The 14,334-nt window shown below is 73.8% G+C and carries 10 protein-coding genes and 1 riboswitch; of the genes, 6 read left to right on the top strand and 4 right to left on the bottom strand.

Annotated features, from left to right (window positions below; all coding sequences use genetic code 11):
• Positions 1 to 106: 106 nt before the first annotated feature.
• The 5 genes from RBJ77_RS45470 to RBJ77_RS45450 all read left to right on the top strand — a co-directional run bounded on the left by RBJ77_RS45470 (position 107) and on the right by RBJ77_RS45450 (position 6,218).
• Entirely contained in the window at positions 107 to 1,144 is a 1,038-nt protein-coding gene (locus tag RBJ77_RS45470; protein ID WP_372350324.1) for a PLP-dependent cysteine synthase family protein, read from the top strand.
• Positions 1,144 to 2,394 (top strand): MFS transporter, encoded by a 1,251-nt coding sequence (locus RBJ77_RS45465; protein WP_372350323.1) that lies wholly within the window; start codon positions 1,144 to 1,146, stop codon positions 2,392 to 2,394. Before RBJ77_RS45470 ends, RBJ77_RS45465 begins: the two co-directional genes overlap by 1 nt.
• Before the next feature lie 176 nt (positions 2,395 to 2,570).
• Positions 2,571 to 3,677 (top strand): PP2C family protein-serine/threonine phosphatase, encoded by a 1,107-nt coding sequence (locus tag RBJ77_RS45460; RefSeq protein ID WP_372350322.1) that lies wholly within the window; start codon positions 2,571 to 2,573, stop codon positions 3,675 to 3,677.
• Between the two features lie 244 nt (positions 3,678 to 3,921).
• Positions 3,922 to 4,066: riboswitch (cyclic di-AMP (ydaO/yuaA leader) on the top strand.
• A gap of 11 nt (positions 4,067 to 4,077) precedes the next feature.
• Positions 4,078 to 5,112: a M23 family metallopeptidase gene (locus RBJ77_RS45455; protein ID WP_372350321.1), complete on the top strand. Its 1,035-nt coding sequence runs from the start codon at positions 4,078 to 4,080 to the stop codon at positions 5,110 to 5,112.
• A gap of 122 nt (positions 5,113 to 5,234) precedes the next feature.
• Positions 5,235 to 6,218: an aldo/keto reductase gene (locus tag RBJ77_RS45450; RefSeq protein WP_372350320.1), complete on the top strand. Its 984-nt coding sequence runs from the start codon at positions 5,235 to 5,237 to the stop codon at positions 6,216 to 6,218.
• Positions 6,219 to 6,228: 10 nt separating this feature from the next.
• On the opposite strand, the gene RBJ77_RS45445 is transcribed toward RBJ77_RS45450, so the two are convergent.
• From RBJ77_RS45445 to RBJ77_RS45430, 4 genes are all read right to left on the bottom strand, one after another.
• Positions 6,229 to 7,536: a PrsW family intramembrane metalloprotease gene (locus RBJ77_RS45445; protein WP_372350319.1), complete on the bottom strand. Its 1,308-nt coding sequence runs from the start codon at positions 7,534 to 7,536 to the stop codon at positions 6,229 to 6,231.
• Between the two features lie 202 nt (positions 7,537 to 7,738).
• Complete coding sequence (trmB, locus tag RBJ77_RS45440) at positions 7,739 to 8,512, bottom strand: tRNA (guanosine(46)-N7)-methyltransferase TrmB (protein WP_372350318.1); 774 nt, start codon at positions 8,510 to 8,512, stop codon at positions 7,739 to 7,741.
• Positions 8,513 to 8,814: 302 nt separating this feature from the next.
• Positions 8,815 to 10,020, bottom strand: coding sequence for an L-2-hydroxyglutarate oxidase (gene lhgO, locus RBJ77_RS45435; RefSeq protein WP_372350317.1), 1,206 nt, complete (start codon positions 10,018 to 10,020; stop codon positions 8,815 to 8,817).
• 100 nt (positions 10,021 to 10,120) lie between these two features.
• On the bottom strand, positions 10,121 to 11,551 hold the full coding sequence (locus RBJ77_RS45430; RefSeq protein WP_372350316.1) for an MFS transporter: 1,431 nt from the start codon (positions 11,549 to 11,551) through the stop codon (positions 10,121 to 10,123).
• 616 nt (positions 11,552 to 12,167) lie between these two features.
• On the opposite strand from RBJ77_RS45430, the gene RBJ77_RS45425 reads away from it, so the two are divergent.
• Positions 12,168 to 14,267 (top strand): asparagine synthase-related protein, encoded by a 2,100-nt coding sequence (locus RBJ77_RS45425; protein WP_372350315.1) that lies wholly within the window; start codon positions 12,168 to 12,170, stop codon positions 14,265 to 14,267.
• Positions 14,268 to 14,334: the final 67 nt, after the last annotated feature.

Genomic DNA, 14,334 nt, shown 5'->3' with positions numbered 1-14,334 from the left:
GCCGGGCACCGCCTGCTGATCGCCCTGGGGATCGACCGGAACTGAGGCCCGTGCGTGCCTCCGCCTCCCGCACCGACCCGAACTCCGAAGGGCACGTACGCACCACATGATCGGCAAGCTTCAGCCCGCGGCCGCACCGGCCGCCGTGGGCAACACGCCCGTGCTCCGCATCGACGGCTACTGGGCCAAACTCGAAGGCTTCAACTTCGGCGGCATCAAGGACCGCGCCGCCCTCCACATGGTCGAACAGGCAAGGAATCGGGGTGAGTTGCGGCCGGGCGGCGCCATCGTCGAGTCCACGTCCGGCACGCTCGGCCTCGGGCTCGCGCTCGCCGGGGTGCACTACGGGCACCCCGTCCACGTCGTCACCGACCCCGGCCTCGAACCCATCGTGGAGCGCATGCTCGCCGCGCACGGCGCCCGGGTGCACCTGGTGCGCGAGCCGAGCCCGGTCGGCGGGTGGCAGCAGGCACGGGTCGACGAGGTGGGCCGCCGGCTGGCGCGGCTCCCCGGCTCCTGGTGCCCGGACCAGTACCACAACCCCGACAACCCGGCCGCGTACGCGGGGCTCGCGGCCGAACTCGCCGAGCAGATCGGCACGTTCGACGTGCTGGTGTGCGCCGTGGGGACCGGCGGCCACTCGGGCGGGATCGCGCGGGCGCTGCGCGGCCGGCACGGGATGCGCGCCCTGGAGCTGGTGGGCGTCGACTCGGTGGCGTCCACGATCTTCGGGCTGCCGGCCGGGCCCCGGCTGATGAGGGGGCTCGGTTCGTCCATCCACCCCGGCAACGTCGACCACGCGGCGTACGACGAGATCCACTGGGTCGGCCCGGCGGAGGCCGTGCGCAGCGCCCGCCGGCTGGCCGGGCGGCAGTTCGCGACGGGCGGCTGGAGCGTGGGCGCGGTGGCGCTCGTCGCGGACTGGCTGGCCCGCACCCGGCCGGCCGGGACCCGGATCGTGGCGGTCTTCCCCGACGGTCCGCAGCGGTACTTCGACACGGTGTTCAACGACGAGTACTGCGCGCGGCACGGACTGCTGGAGGGCCCGGTGCCGGACGCGCCGCGCGCGGTGACCGTGCCGGGGGAGCCGGTGGCCGCCTGGGCGTTCCGCCGGTGCGCCGCCCGGGTGGGGGTCAGCTCCTGATGCTCCTGCTGAAAGCGCCCCGACTCGTCGACCGGACACGGCAGTTCGAGCCCGCGGTCCGGCTGCTCTACGTCAACCAGTTCACCATCAACCTCGGCTTCTACATGCTGATGCCGTACCTCGCGGCCCACCTCTCCGGCGAACTCGCCCTCGCCACCTGGTCGGTGGGGCTTGTCCTCGGTGTGCGGAACCTGTCGCAGCAGGGCATGTTCCTGGTCGGCGGCGCGCTGGCGGACCGGCTCGGGTTCAAGCCGATGATCGTCGCCGGGTGCGCGCTGCGGACCGCCGGGTTCGGCGCGCTCGCCTTCGCGGACACCCTGCCGGTGCTCGTCGGGGCGTCCGTCGCGACCGGGCTCGCGGGGGCGCTGTTCAATCCGGCGGTCCGGGCGTACGTCGCGGCGGAGGCCGGCGAGGAGCGCAGGATCGAGGCGTTCGCCCTGTTCAACGTCTACTACCAGGCGGGCATCCTGCTCGGGCCGCTCGTCGGGCTGGCGCTGACCGGGGTGGACTTCCGGCTGACGTGCGCGGTGTCGGCGGCGCTGTTCGCGGTGCTCTCCGTGGTGCAGACGCTGCGGCTGCCGGTGCGGCGGCGCACCGGCACCGACCGGGAGAGCGGGCAGTGGCGGACGGTCCTGGGCAACGGCTCCTTCTGGCTGTTCTCGCTCGCGATGACCGCCTCGTACGTCCTGTCCTTCCAGGTCTACCTCGCGCTGCCGCTCGCCGTGGAGCGGCTCGTCGGCGGCGGTACGGCGGGGCGGGCGGCGACGAGTGCGCTGTTCGTCGTGTCGGGGCTCGTCGCGCTCGCCGGGCAGCTGCGGATCACCGACTTGTGCCGCAGGACGTGGCGGCGCGAGCAGTGCCTGGTCGCCGGGCTCGGGCTGATGGGCGCCGCGTTCCTGGTGCCCGCGGCCGGGGGCGCCGGGTGGACCGGGGTGGCCGGGCTGCTGGTGTGCGCGGCGGGTCTTGCGGCGGCCACGGCGGTGCTCTACCCGTTCGAGATGGACACGGTCGTCTCCCTCGCGGGCGGGCGGTGGGTCGCCACGCACTACGGGCTCTACAACACGGTGTGCGGGGTGGGGATCACCGTGGGGAACCTGGGCGCGGGCCTCCTCCTCGACGCCGGCCGGGGGGTGCCCGCGGTGCCGTGGCTCGTGCTGGCCGGCGTCGGGGCAGCCGGGGCCCTGGGGCTGCGCGGGCTCGGGCGGTCCGGGCGGCTCGCCTCACCGGGGCCGCGGACCGTCTCGCCGTAGGAGCGGGCGTTCTCGGCTCGGTGCGGGTTCGCTGTGGCCGGCCGCGCGGTTTCCCGCGCCCCTGAGCGGCACCATCCCCCGGTAACCCGTACGGAGCAGCCCTGGTCGCCGCCCGCGCCCGGTCCGGGAACCCTTGGTGAGACGCCGGGAACCCGGGCGCGGACAGGAGACGAGCGGTGGGGCAGCGGCGCGGAGGAAGGCACCGGTATACGGCGGACACCGTCGGCGTCCGTGCCTTCCTGCGACTGCTGCCCGTGCTGCTCATCCTGGGCGGGGCCCTGTACGAGTACCTCACGCCGTCCGGCTTCGCCGGGTCCCCGCTGTTCAGCGCGGCGCCGCTGGTGGCCGCCCCGTTCTTCTCGCTGGGCAGCACGATCCTGGCCGGGGTCGGGTCGATCGCCGCGATCGTCGCGGTCCACCTCAGATACACGAACGTCTTCCACCCCGACGTCATCACCGAGATGGTCACGGTGGCGACGGTGTGCGTGCTGGCCTGTTTCATCAACCGGATCGTGCGCCGCGGCGACGAACAGCTCGCCTCGGCGCGGCAGATCGCGGAGGCGGCGCAGTTCGCCGTGCTGCCCGAGCCGGCCGGGCGGATCGGCGGGCTCGCCATCGCGGCGCGCTACGAGGCGGCGCAGGCCGGCGCGTTCATCGGCGGGGACCTGTACGCGGTGCAGGACACCCCGCACGGCGTCCGGCTGGTGGTCGGCGACGTCCGTGGCAAGGGCATGGGCGCGGTCGCCGCCGTGGCCGTCGTCATCGGCGCGTTCCGGGAGGCCGCCGAGCAGGAGGGCAGCCTGGAGGCGGTCGCCCAGCGGCTGGAGCGGGCCCTGGCCAGGGAGGGCACCAGACGCCGCGGCGTCGACGACTACGAGGGCTTCACCACGGCCGTGCTCGCCGAGCTCCCGCACGGCCTCGACCTGGTCCGGGTGCTCAACCGCGGGCACCCCGACCCGATCCTGCTGCACGACGACGGGACCGTGCGGGTGCTCGGCCCCGACGAGGCGGCGCTGCCGCTCGGCATGAGCGAGCTCGGCAGCTGGCCGGACCGGGCCACGGAGGCGGAGTTCCCGCCGGCCGCCACCCTGCTCCTCTACACCGACGGACTCTCCGAGGCGCGCGACGAGCAGGGCGTCTTCTACGATCCGGCGGCCCGGCTCACCGGCCGCATCTTCCCCGGACCCGACGCACTGCTTTCGGCCCTCGTCGACGAGGTGCGGGAGCACACCGGAGGGGGCGCGACGGACGACATGGCGCTCCTCGCCGTTCGACGCCCTTGATCATTGTCACGAGGTGTGACCGAACGACCTCCCTGCGCATAACAATTGATACACCGTCAGAAAAAGGTGAAGCTCCGGTGCGGACGAACGGGCGGCCAACTCGCCCGATTCCGCCCGGTCGTGCCCCGTTAAGTCCAGGCCAAAGACGTGAACGATCAGTGGGAACGGCTTGGAAATACTGTCGGCTGTCTATTAACGTTCGATAACGCAGCGCGGTCGTCCCAGCCGTCACAAGAGTCGGCTCCGCGCGCACGCGCTTAATCCCGCAAGGGAGCCGGGGAACCACCAACTTGGGGTGAATCGGACATCGCTGATGCTCGCGATGTCGGTAGGAGACCTTCCTGCTCCGAACCCGTCAGCTAACCCGGTAGGCGAGAAGGAAGGAAAGGAGCGCGCCCCAGTGGCGTCCAACCGGCCTGCCCCCGAGTTCTCCTACCCGCCGAATGACGACGAGTTCGGCACCGCCCAGGAGACTTGGGAGGAGTGGAACCCCACCGAGGAATCCGTCCGCCCCGTCCGCGGCAAGCACCGCGTGGCCCGGCAGCGTGGCGGCCTCGCGCGCAGTTCCACGGTTCTCGGCGTCGGCGTGATCGCCGCCGTCGGCGCGGGCGGCATCGCCACCGCGCAGGGCGGCAAGCCCGCCGTCCACATCTCCATGCCCGACCTCTCGGCCGTCAAGGACTCGCTGCCCGAGGCCAAGTCGCTGCCCGGCGTGGGCGCGCTGATATCCGACGACTCCGGCTCCGACGACGCCCAGGCCCCGTCCACCGCCCCGCTCACCACGGTGGGCAACGGGCAGGAGGACGCCGGCGAGGCCCTGCGGGCCCGCATCCTGGCGCAGGCCGAGACCCAGCAGGACGCCGCCGACGCCGCCGCGCAGCAGGCGGCCGAGGAGGCCGCGGCGAAGAAGGCCGCCGAGGAGGCCGCCGCCAAGAAGGAGGCGGCCGACGCCAAGGCCGCCGCCGAGAAGAAGAAGGCGGAGGAGGCGGCCAAGCGGAAGGCCGAGGCCGAGCGCCTCGCCAAGCTGGCCAAGAGCTTCAAGCTCCCCGTCGCCTCGTACACGCTCACCGGCACCTTCGGCCAGCCCGGTTCCATGTGGTCCTCCGGCTACCACACGGGCCTCGACTTCGCGGCCTCCACCGGTACGCCGATCTACGCCATCCACTCCGGCACGGTCACGGAGGCCGGCTGGGCCGGCTCGTACGGCTATCGCACGGTCCTCACCCTCGACGACGGCACCGAGCTGTGGTTCTGCCACCAGTCCTCGATGAACGTCAGCGTCGGCCAGAAGGTCACCACCGGCGACGTCATCGGCCGCGTGGGCGCCACCGGCAACGTCACCGGAGCCCACCTCCACCTGGAGGTCCACCCCGGCGGCCAGGCCACCGGCGTCGACCCGGCCGCGTGGCTGCGCGGCAAGGGCCTCACCCTCTGAGTCCTGCCCGCTTCCGGGTGTCTCCTCGAACCCCGGCGGTCCTGGCGGCAACCCCCCGACGCCAGGGCTGCCGGTTCTGCCTGCCCTGAACGCCGTGTTCCGCAGAGGTGTTGAATCGGGGCATGACGTCCTCCGCTTCTTCCTCTGCTTCCTCTTCTTCCTCCGCACTCCGCAAGCTGGGCTCCTCCGACCTGGAGGTCTTCCCGCTCGCGCTGGGCGGCAACGTCTTCGGCTGGACCGCCGACGAGGCCACGTCCTTCGCGGTGCTCGACGCCTACGTCGCCGGTGGCGGCAACTTCATCGACACCGCCGACTCGTACTCCGCGTGGGTCGAGGGCAACCACGGCGGCGAGTCCGAGACCATCATCGGCAAGTGGGTCAAGGCCCGGGGCAACCGCGACGACGTCGTCATCGCCACCAAGGTCGCCCGCCACCCCGACTTCCGGGGCCTGCGCGGCGCCACCATCAAGGCCGCGGCCGACGCCTCCCTGAAGCGCCTGGGCACCGACCACATCGACCTGTACTACACGCACTTCGACGACGACGAGACGATCCCCGTCGAGGAGATCATCGGCGCCCTCGACGAGCTGGTGCGGGCGGGCAAGGTGCGGCACATCGCCGCGTCGAACATCTCGCCGGAGCGGCTCCAGGAGTCCCTCGACCTCTCCGACCGCGAGGGCCTCGCCCGCTACGTCGCCCTCCAGCCGCACTACAACCTCGTCTCGCGCGACACCTACGAGGGCGCCCGCCAGGACATCGCCTCGCGCGCGGGCCTCGGCGCCGTCCCCTACTACGCGCTGGCCGCCGGCTTCCTGACCGGCAAGTACCGTCCCGGTACCGCCGTCGACAGCCCGCGGGCCGCCGGCGCGGGCAAGCACCTGGAGACCGAGCGCGGCCGGAACGTGCTGACCGTCCTCGACGAGATCGCCCAGGAGCGCGGCGCCGAGATCGCCACCGTCGCCCTGGCCTGGCTCGCCGCGCAGCCCACCGTGACCGCGCCGATCGCCTCGGCGCGCACGGTCGAGCAGCTGCCGGCGCTGCTCGCGGTCGCCGACCTGGCGCTGACGGACGCCGAGGTCGGCCGGCTCACGGCGGCCTCCGCCTGACGGTCCCGCGTCAGCGGAGATAGGGGTTGTACGCGGGCGCCCGGTTCACCGGCGGGCCCGCGTACACCGGCGGCAGCCAGACCGGCGCCGCCACCTGGGAGCCGTACGCGAGCGCGGCCCGCGCGTAGCCGCGCCGCTCCCACAGCGCCTCAAGCAGCTCCCTCTCCCGTGCGACGAAGTCGGCGCCCGCCCGGCCCTTGCGGCCGCGGTGGCGCAGCAGCGCGAGCGACGTCGCGTACGACTCGTACGCGACGACCGCCTCCGCCGCCGGCCGGCCGCCGTAGTGCGCGGCGAACTCCCGCGCCAGACGCCGGGCCTTGAGCGAACCGAGCGCGAACGGCTCGGGCGTCGCCAGCCAGCCCGCGGCGACATAAGCGGGCAACTCCTGCCGTACGGTGCGCAGTTCCCGCTGGCGCACGAACACGGCGAGCCAGGTGACGAGCCCGAACACCGGCACCATGAACGCCGCGTACACCGCGAAGAAGCCGTACTCGCCGAGCGACGACGAGCCGTTCCAGAAGGCGTGCATGCCCATCGCGGCCAGCAGCCCCGCGGCGGGCAGCAGCATCCGCCGGGCGCGGCCGCGATCGGGGGCGGTGAGGGCGGCGATGCCGAAGCCGATGCCGGTGAGCACCGTGAACAGCGGGTGCGCGAACGGCGACATGACGATGCGGACGAAGAACGTCGCGGCGGTCACCGAGCTGAGCCCGGGGCCGGTGCCGGAGAGCTGGTCCGTGCCGAAGGCGTTCCCTAGGTAGAGGATGTTCTCGGTGAACGCGAAGCCGGTCGCGGTGACCCCGGCGATCACGATGCCGTCGACGATGCCGCTGAAGTCGCGTCTGCGGAAGAGGAAGACGAGCAGCACGGCCGCCGCCTTCGCGGACTCCTCGACGATCGGTGCGATCACGGTGGCGCCGAGGGTGTCGGCGCTGGACGGGTCGGCGGTGGCGGTCTCGATCCAGCGGGTCGCGAAGCTGTTGGCGACGATCGCTATCAGGGCCGCGGCGCAGGCGCCCCAGGCGAAGGAGAACACCAGGTTCCGCCAGGGTCCCGGCCGTACCCGGTCCAGCCAGCGGAACGCGGATATGAGCAGCGGCACGGGCAGCACGGCGAGGCCGAGCCCGACCAGGAAACCCTCCGTTCCGGTCTGCTCCCGCACCAGGGCCACGATCACCGCGCCGGACAGCGCGAGCAGGGTCGCGAGGCCCGTCGCCCGTACGCCCTTCCGCTCCCACCAGCGCGGATGCGGTACCGCGCCGCTCGGGTGTGGGCCGAGGGCGTCGTCCTGAGGAGGCGGGTAGGTCGGATACGGGGCCACGGATTGACCCTAACGAGGGACGGGCCCCACCGCGACGGGGCATCCGGGCCGCCGCCTTCCCCTGCCGGGGAGATGCCGCACGCGGTGCGCACCTCAGGGGCGCGGGGAACTGCGCGACCAGCCCCCACAGGCCCGCGGACGGACTGCTTCCGGCGGAGCCGGTCAGCGGCGGTCAGTGCTGGTCAGTGCCGGTCAGCGGCGGTCAGCGGCGGCGGAACAGGAGGTCGTGCACCACGTGGCCCTTGTCGAGGCCCTGTCCCTCGAACCGGGTCAGCGGGCGGAAGCCGGGCCGCGGCGCGTAGCCACCGTCCGGCTGCGTGTTCTCGTAGTCGGGGTGGGCCGTGAGCACCTCGAGCATCTGCTCGGCGTACTCCTCCCAGTCCGTCGCACAGTGCACCAGCGCCCCGGGCTTCAGCGGGCCCGCGACCAGCGACAGGAACTCCGGCTGGATCAGCCGCCGCTTGTGGTGGCGCTTCTTCGGCCAGGGGTCGGGGAAGTAGACGCGGAGCCCGTCGAGGCTGTCGGCCGGGAGCATCGCGCGCAGCAGGATGATCGCGTCGCCGTTGGCCACCCGCACGTTGTCCAGGCCGTTGCGCTCGGCCAGGCCCAGCAGGTTGCCCTGGCCCGGCGTGTGCACGTCGACGGCGAGGATGCCGGTCGACGGATCGTCCGCCGCCATCTGCGCGGTCGCCTCGCCCATCCCGAAGCCGATCTCCAGGACGACGCGGTCGACGCCGGGGAACAGCTCGGCCAGGTCGAGGACCCGCTGCCCGTCGATGTCCAGGCCCCACCGGGGCCACAGCCGCTGCAGCGCGTCGGCCTGCGACGTGGTGACCCGGCTGCGGCGCGGCTGGAAGCTGCGGATGCGCCGCTCGAAGTGCGACCCGGCGGGGTCGGGCTTGGGCCCGTCGGGAAAGCGCGGCTCGTTCGGGCGCGCGGGCGGGGCGGAGTGCTGGGGCGATTCGGAGTCAGACACAGTGGGGCGATTTTACGGGTTCGGGGGCGGCACGCCGATCCGCCGGTCCATCGATCCGTCGGTCTGCCGATCCGCCGGTCCGTCGGCTGCCGATCCGCTGCCTGCCGGTCTGCCGATCCATGATTCGTCGGTCTGCCGATCCGCCGGCTGCCGGTCCACGATCCGTCGGTCTGCCGATCCGCCGGTCCACCGGTCCACGATCCGTCGGTCTGTCGGTCTGTCGGTCTGTCGGTCCATGATTCGCCGGCCTGCCGATCCGCCGGTCTGCCGGTCCACGATTCGCCGGTCGGCCGGTCCGCCGATCAGGAGCCGAGGGCGTCGAGCGCGAGCCGGGCCACTTCCCGGCCGATCGGCAGGGAGGCGGTCGCGGCGGGCGACGGCGCGTTCAGCACGTGCACCGTGCGGGCGCCCTCCCGTATCAGGAAGTCGTCCACCAGCGTCCCGTCGCGCAGCACGGCCTGCGCGCGGACCCCGGCCGGGGCCGGCACCAGATCGTCCGCGGTGACCGCCGGCACCAGCCGCCGCACCGCCTGCGCGAACGCCGACTTCGACGCGGAGCGCCGCAGCTCCCCGGCCCCATACCGCCAGTGGCGGCGGGCTATCCGCCAGGAACCGGGCCAGGCGAGCGTGGCAGCGAGCTCCTTCGGCCGGACGACGCCCCATCCGTAGCCCTCCCGGGCCAGCGCGGGCACGGCATTGGGGCCGACGTGCACACCGCCGTCGATCCCGCGCGTCAGGTGCACGCCGAGGAACGGGAACGCCGGGTCCGGCACGGGGTAGACGAGGCCGCGCACCAGGTCGGGCCGGCGCAGCTCGAAGTACTCCCCGCGGAACGGCACGATCCGCATCTCGGGGTCGTCGCCCGCGAGCCGGGCCACCTGGTCGCACTGGAGCCCCGCGCAGTTGACGAGGACCTTGGCGCGCACGATGTCCCCGGCCCGCGTGCGCACGGCCACGCCGCGCTCGGGGCGCCGGTCGATCTGCACGACGTCCGCGCCGTACCGGATCTCGGCGCCGGACTCCTCGGCGAGCCGCTCGGCCACCGCGCGGTAGTCGGCGATGCCGGTGGTGCCGACGTGGATGGCGGCGAGGCCGCGCACCTCCGGCTCGTACTCCTGGATCTGGGCGGGGCCCAGCTCGCGGACCGGAATCCCGTTCTCCCTGCCGCGCTGGACGAGGGCGTGCAGGCGGGGGAGCTCGTCCCGCTCCGTCGCGACGATCAGCTTGCCGGTGACGGCGTGCTCGATCCCGTACTCCGCGCAGAACTTGACCATCTCGGCGGCGCCGCCCACCGCGAACCGCGCCTTGAGCGAACCGGGGCGGTAGTAGATCCCGCTGTGGATCACCCCGCTGTTCCGCCCCGTCTGGTGCCTGGCCGGGCCCGGCTCCTTCTCCAGGACGACGATCCGGGTGCCCGGCGCGGCCCGCGACACGGCATAGGCGGTGGACAGCCCGACGATCCCCCCGCCGACCACCACCACGTCCCCGTCAAACGCACGCGACCCCACCAGGCCTCACCTCCACGTCTGCATCTTGCCCGACCCCACTGACAATGCTCCGCGGACCTGGCCGAGAACCGGGCGTACGCAGGGACCGTGCGGACACGGCCTAGGCGGGCGCCATCAGCAGCGGACGGGCCCGCTCCCGCAGCTCCACCACCCGCGGCTCGTCCCCGTACGGCTCCAGCCGGTGCAGCAGGTCCTTGACGTACTCCGTGGTCCGCGCCGACGAGATCCGCCCCGCCACCTCCAGCGCCCGCGTGCCCTGCTCGCACGCCGCGTCCAGGTTCCCGGACTCCAGCTCGGCCACGGCCGACACCACGAGCCGTAACCCGTGCGACCGCACGAACTCCTCGGTGGGCCGGGACAGCGCCTGCTCCGTGAACCGCCGCACCTGCCGCGGCGCCTTCAGGTCCCGGTAGCACTCGGCGGCGTCCGCCGCGAACCGGTCGTAGGAGTAGAAGCCGAGCCAGGACGGGTCGCTGTCGCCGTCCCGCGCCCGCTCCAGCCACCCCTCGGCCGCCCGCAGCGCGGCCCCCGCCGCCTGCGCGTCACCTGCGCGGGCGTGCGCGCGTGCCTCGACGAGCCGGAAGAAGCTCATGGTCCGGGCCGTGGCGAGCCCCCGGTTCCGCTCCACGGCCGCCTGCGCCAGGTCCACGCCTTCGTCACCGAAGCCGCGGTAGGTCGCCTGGAGCGACATGGAGGCCAGTACGTAACCGCCCAGCGGGACGTCCGCCGCCGCGCGCGCGAGCCGCAGCGCCTGGATGTAGTACCGCTGCGCCGCCTCCTGCTGCCCCGTGTCGAACGCCATCCACCCGGCCAGCCGGGTCAGTTCGGCCGCCGCGCCGAACAGCGAGCGCCCCACGTCGTCCGAGTACGAGCCGAGCAGCAGCGGCGCCGCCTCGACCCGCAGACACTCCGGCACCATCGACGAACGCCAGTCGCCGCCCCCGTACTTGGAGTCCCAGCGCCGCGCGTCCTCCGCGGCCTCCCGCAGCTTCTGCACGTCGCTGTGCCCGACCTTCTGCGGCGCGCTCTCCTCGGTCCCCTCGAAGGAGCGTGCCTCCCGCGCCACCGACGAATCGGCCGGGGTTATCAGCCATCTCGACGCGGGCGTCGCGTACGCGCTCACCGCGAAGGAACCGGCCAGCGACTGCCAGATGCCACCGCCGCCCGCCCGGCGCCCGGCGAGGTCCAGCCGGTACAGCTCGGTCGCCGACTTCACCGCCGCCCGCACGTCGCGCGGGAACGCGAGACCGACCTCGGGCGCAGGGTCCGCGTCGGCCAGGCCGATCTCGTGCAGCGGCACGGGCCGGCCCAGCTTCTGGCCGATCGCGGCGGCGATGAGGTGCGGGGCGGCACCCTGCGGCACCATGCCCTTCGACACCCAGCGCGCCACCGACGTCTTGTCGTAGCGAAGCGTCAACCCGCGTTGTCCGCCTAGGTCGTTGACGCGCCGCGCGAGTCCTGCGTTGCTGATTCCCGCGAGGGCGAGAACGGCGCCGAGTTTCTCGTTCGGCCCGCGTTGCTCCCTGGACATGAGCCACCCCTCGACACAGACGGCTGCCGCGTCTGGCGGCTACGCCGAAAAACGGCCCGACTCGGCCTGGCATAACCGCGCGGCATTCGTACACCCAGCGTAGTTCGCCGCATGCCAAGCGTTAAGGGTCGTAATTTCAGATGGCGGGATTGTTGTCCGTACTGAAGTACGGCGCAGGCCACGCCGTGTGACCGTGTGCTCCGGGCGTGGTGCCGTGCGCCCGTGCGTGCGCTCTTACTCGGTCATGCGGGGAGCGCTTCCATGGGACCTGCGTGGGTCGGCCCGCTGTACTGGATCCAGTGGGCTGGGGGACACCGCCGCCTACATCCCCGCGGGCGGCGGACCGGTCCGGGAGGCGATGTGCGCCTCCCGGACTGTGCGTTGCGCGCTGTGGCCGAAGCGGGGAGCCCACCTCCGGCCATCACAGGCCGATTTGGCCGAATCTCGCCCCTGTCGTCCTGCCCTGACCGGGTAGTGCCACGGTTCAACCACCGCTCAAAAGGGGCGCATTAGGGGGAGCACAAGCCATCTCCCGCTCCCCACTTGCCCCCTCTTCGGCGTCGCCTTCGTGGCAGCATGGGGACCCCTTGGTTGTCCACAGGTTGTGGAGGCGGCGATGCGGTGGTTGGTGGGGTGGAGCAGTACCGCCGCCGGACCCATGGAATTCGGTTCCGCCGGAGCCACGGGAGCAGGAGGCGAAACGGTACACCCGGTCGGCTCCCAACTCCTGTGGGGCGACCCGGATCCGCTCTGGGCGGTCGGCGACTGGCGGCCCGACGAAGTGCGCGTCGTGAAGGCCGACGACCAGACGCGGATCGCGGTCCTCGGCGTGTGCGGCGCCTCCGACGAGCAGTTGCGCGTCGGCCTGTTCGCGGCGCGCGGCGGCGCCCTGCGCCATCTCACCGCGTGGCCCGGCAGCTACACGGCCGTCGTCCAGGTGGGCCGCCGCGTCACGGTGGTCGGCGACCTCGCCGGCGCCCGGCCCGTGTTCTACAGCCCGTGGGCGGGCGGCACCGCGTACGCGACCGCCGCGCTCCCGCTCGCCGACCTCATCGAAGCCCACCTGGACGTGGGCCACTTGGCGGCGCTCCTCGCGGCCCCCGACGTCCCGGAGGCGCTGCACGACTCGACCCCGTACCAGGGCGTGCGCCGCATCCCGCCGGGCCACGCGCTGATCCTGCGCGCGGGAGCCCGCGAGATCGCCGGCTACGAGGCCGTGGCGTCCCTCGCGGTGGCCGGGCCCACCACGGACCCGGACAGCGCCGTGGACGGCGTCAGGGACGCCCTCGTGGACGCCGTGCGGACCCGCCTCGCCGCCCCCCGGCACGTGCCCGGCACCGACCGGGACCCGGGCCCCGTGCCCGGCATGGGCCCCGCCGAGCGCCGCGCCGCCCGCGGCATGCCGGTGCCCGGGATCGGCGCGGACCTCTCCGGCGGGCCCGCCTCCGGCACCCTCGCCCTGCTCGCCGCCGGCCTGCCGGGACTGCCGGGCACGGTCCTCGGTCACGGCACGGGAGCCGGTGAGCGCCTGCTGGCGGTCACCTTCAACGACATCACCGCCACCTCGACGACCAGCCACGAAGCGGAACTGGAGCGGGCGGGCGCCATCGCGGCCAACCCCCGCCTGCACCACGTGGTGGTCGCCGCGGGCGAAGAGGCGCTCCCGTACGCCGAGCTGGACGGCCCGCTCACCGACGAGCCCAGCGCCACCCTCGTCACCGCCGCCCGCCACCGCGCCCGCCTCGCCTCCGGCAGTGCCGACCACTTCACCGGGTACGGGGCGCGCCAGGTCCTGGACGCCCACCCCGCCCGCCTGGCCGACCTCCTCATGGACCGGCGCCGCCGCCACATGGTGCGCCCGATGGCGGCCCTCACGAAGGCGGAGGGCGGCTCGCTCACGGTCCCGGCACGTGTCTACGGAGCGGCCAGGAAACTCGCGCGCACGCCCTACAGGGCGGGCGTCGACGTCCTCGCCGACCGTCTCCTGCACCGCCGCTTCGAGGAGCCGACGGGCGCCGTGGGTGCGTCCCTAGCCGCGCTCGCCTGGGCCAGACCGGGCCCGGCGGCGCGCTGGCTGACCGGGGAGGCGCTCGCAGAAGTATCGGTTCGCCTGCAGGAGGGCGTCACCCGCCCGGGACCGGGACCCGGCCAGCGCCCGGGGGAGTTCCGGGCCCGCGCGGCCCTCGCCCGGCACGCCGCGGACCTGCGCATCCTCGAACAGGCGGCGGAGGTCCGCTTCCAGCGCCTGCACGCCCCCTTCCTCGACAACCAGGTCGTCCGGGCCTGCCGCGGGCTCCCCGAAACCCTGCGCGTCCAGCCGGGAGCCCGCGCGGCGATCCTGCGCACGGTCCTGGAAGGTGCCGGCGTCAGCGACCTGCCGCCGGGCTGGGGCGCCCCGTCCCACGCGACGGCGACGGCCGCGTCCCGCACCGGGCTGCGGCTCTCCGCCGACCACCTCATCGAACTCTTCGACACCCCGCTCCTGGCCCAGACCGGCCTGATCGAGGCCCGCGTCGTCCGCAAGGCGCTGCGCGCCGCCGCCGACGGCGAACCGCTCCCGCTGGACGGCCTCGCCGACCTGGTCGCCCTCGAACTGTGGCTGCGCCGCCTCCTGGCCCGCCGCGGCACCTGCTGGACCGGCACCCCGGCACGCGCGCGTGCCGTCCCGACGGGCAGCGTCGTCCCGGAGCGGGCACTGGGGGCGGGGCCCCGGTAGCGGCCGGGGCGGGCGGGACGGTGGGCGTGTGACGATCGCGGCCGTCCGTGTCGGAGGGCGTGTGACG

It is taken from the genome of Streptomyces sp. KL116D (assembly GCF_030766975.1).
Taxonomy (GTDB): Bacteria; Actinomycetota; Actinomycetes; order Streptomycetales; family Streptomycetaceae; genus Streptomyces; species Streptomyces longispororuber_A.
The sequence above is the reverse complement of the archived record's forward strand: the minus strand, read 5'-3'. Positions and strand labels throughout refer to the sequence as shown.

Bases quoted from the DNA above. Each gene is read 5' to 3' on its own strand.
- RBJ77_RS45470 (WP_372350324.1), top strand. From the start codon at position 107: ATGATCGGCAAGCTTCAGCCCGCGGCCGCACCGGCCGCCGTGGGCAAC.
- RBJ77_RS45465 (WP_372350323.1), top strand. From the start codon at position 1,144: ATGCTCCTGCTGAAAGCGCCCCGACTCGTCGACCGGACACGGCAGTTC.
- RBJ77_RS45450 (WP_372350320.1), top strand. From the start codon at position 5,235: ATGACGTCCTCCGCTTCTTCCTCTGCTTCCTCTTCTTCCTCCGCACTC.
- RBJ77_RS45430 (WP_372350316.1), bottom strand. From the start codon at position 11,551: ATGTCCAGGGAGCAACGCGGGCCGAACGAGAAACTCGGCGCCGTTCTC.
- RBJ77_RS45425 (WP_372350315.1), top strand. From the start codon at position 12,168: ATGCGGTGGTTGGTGGGGTGGAGCAGTACCGCCGCCGGACCCATGGAA.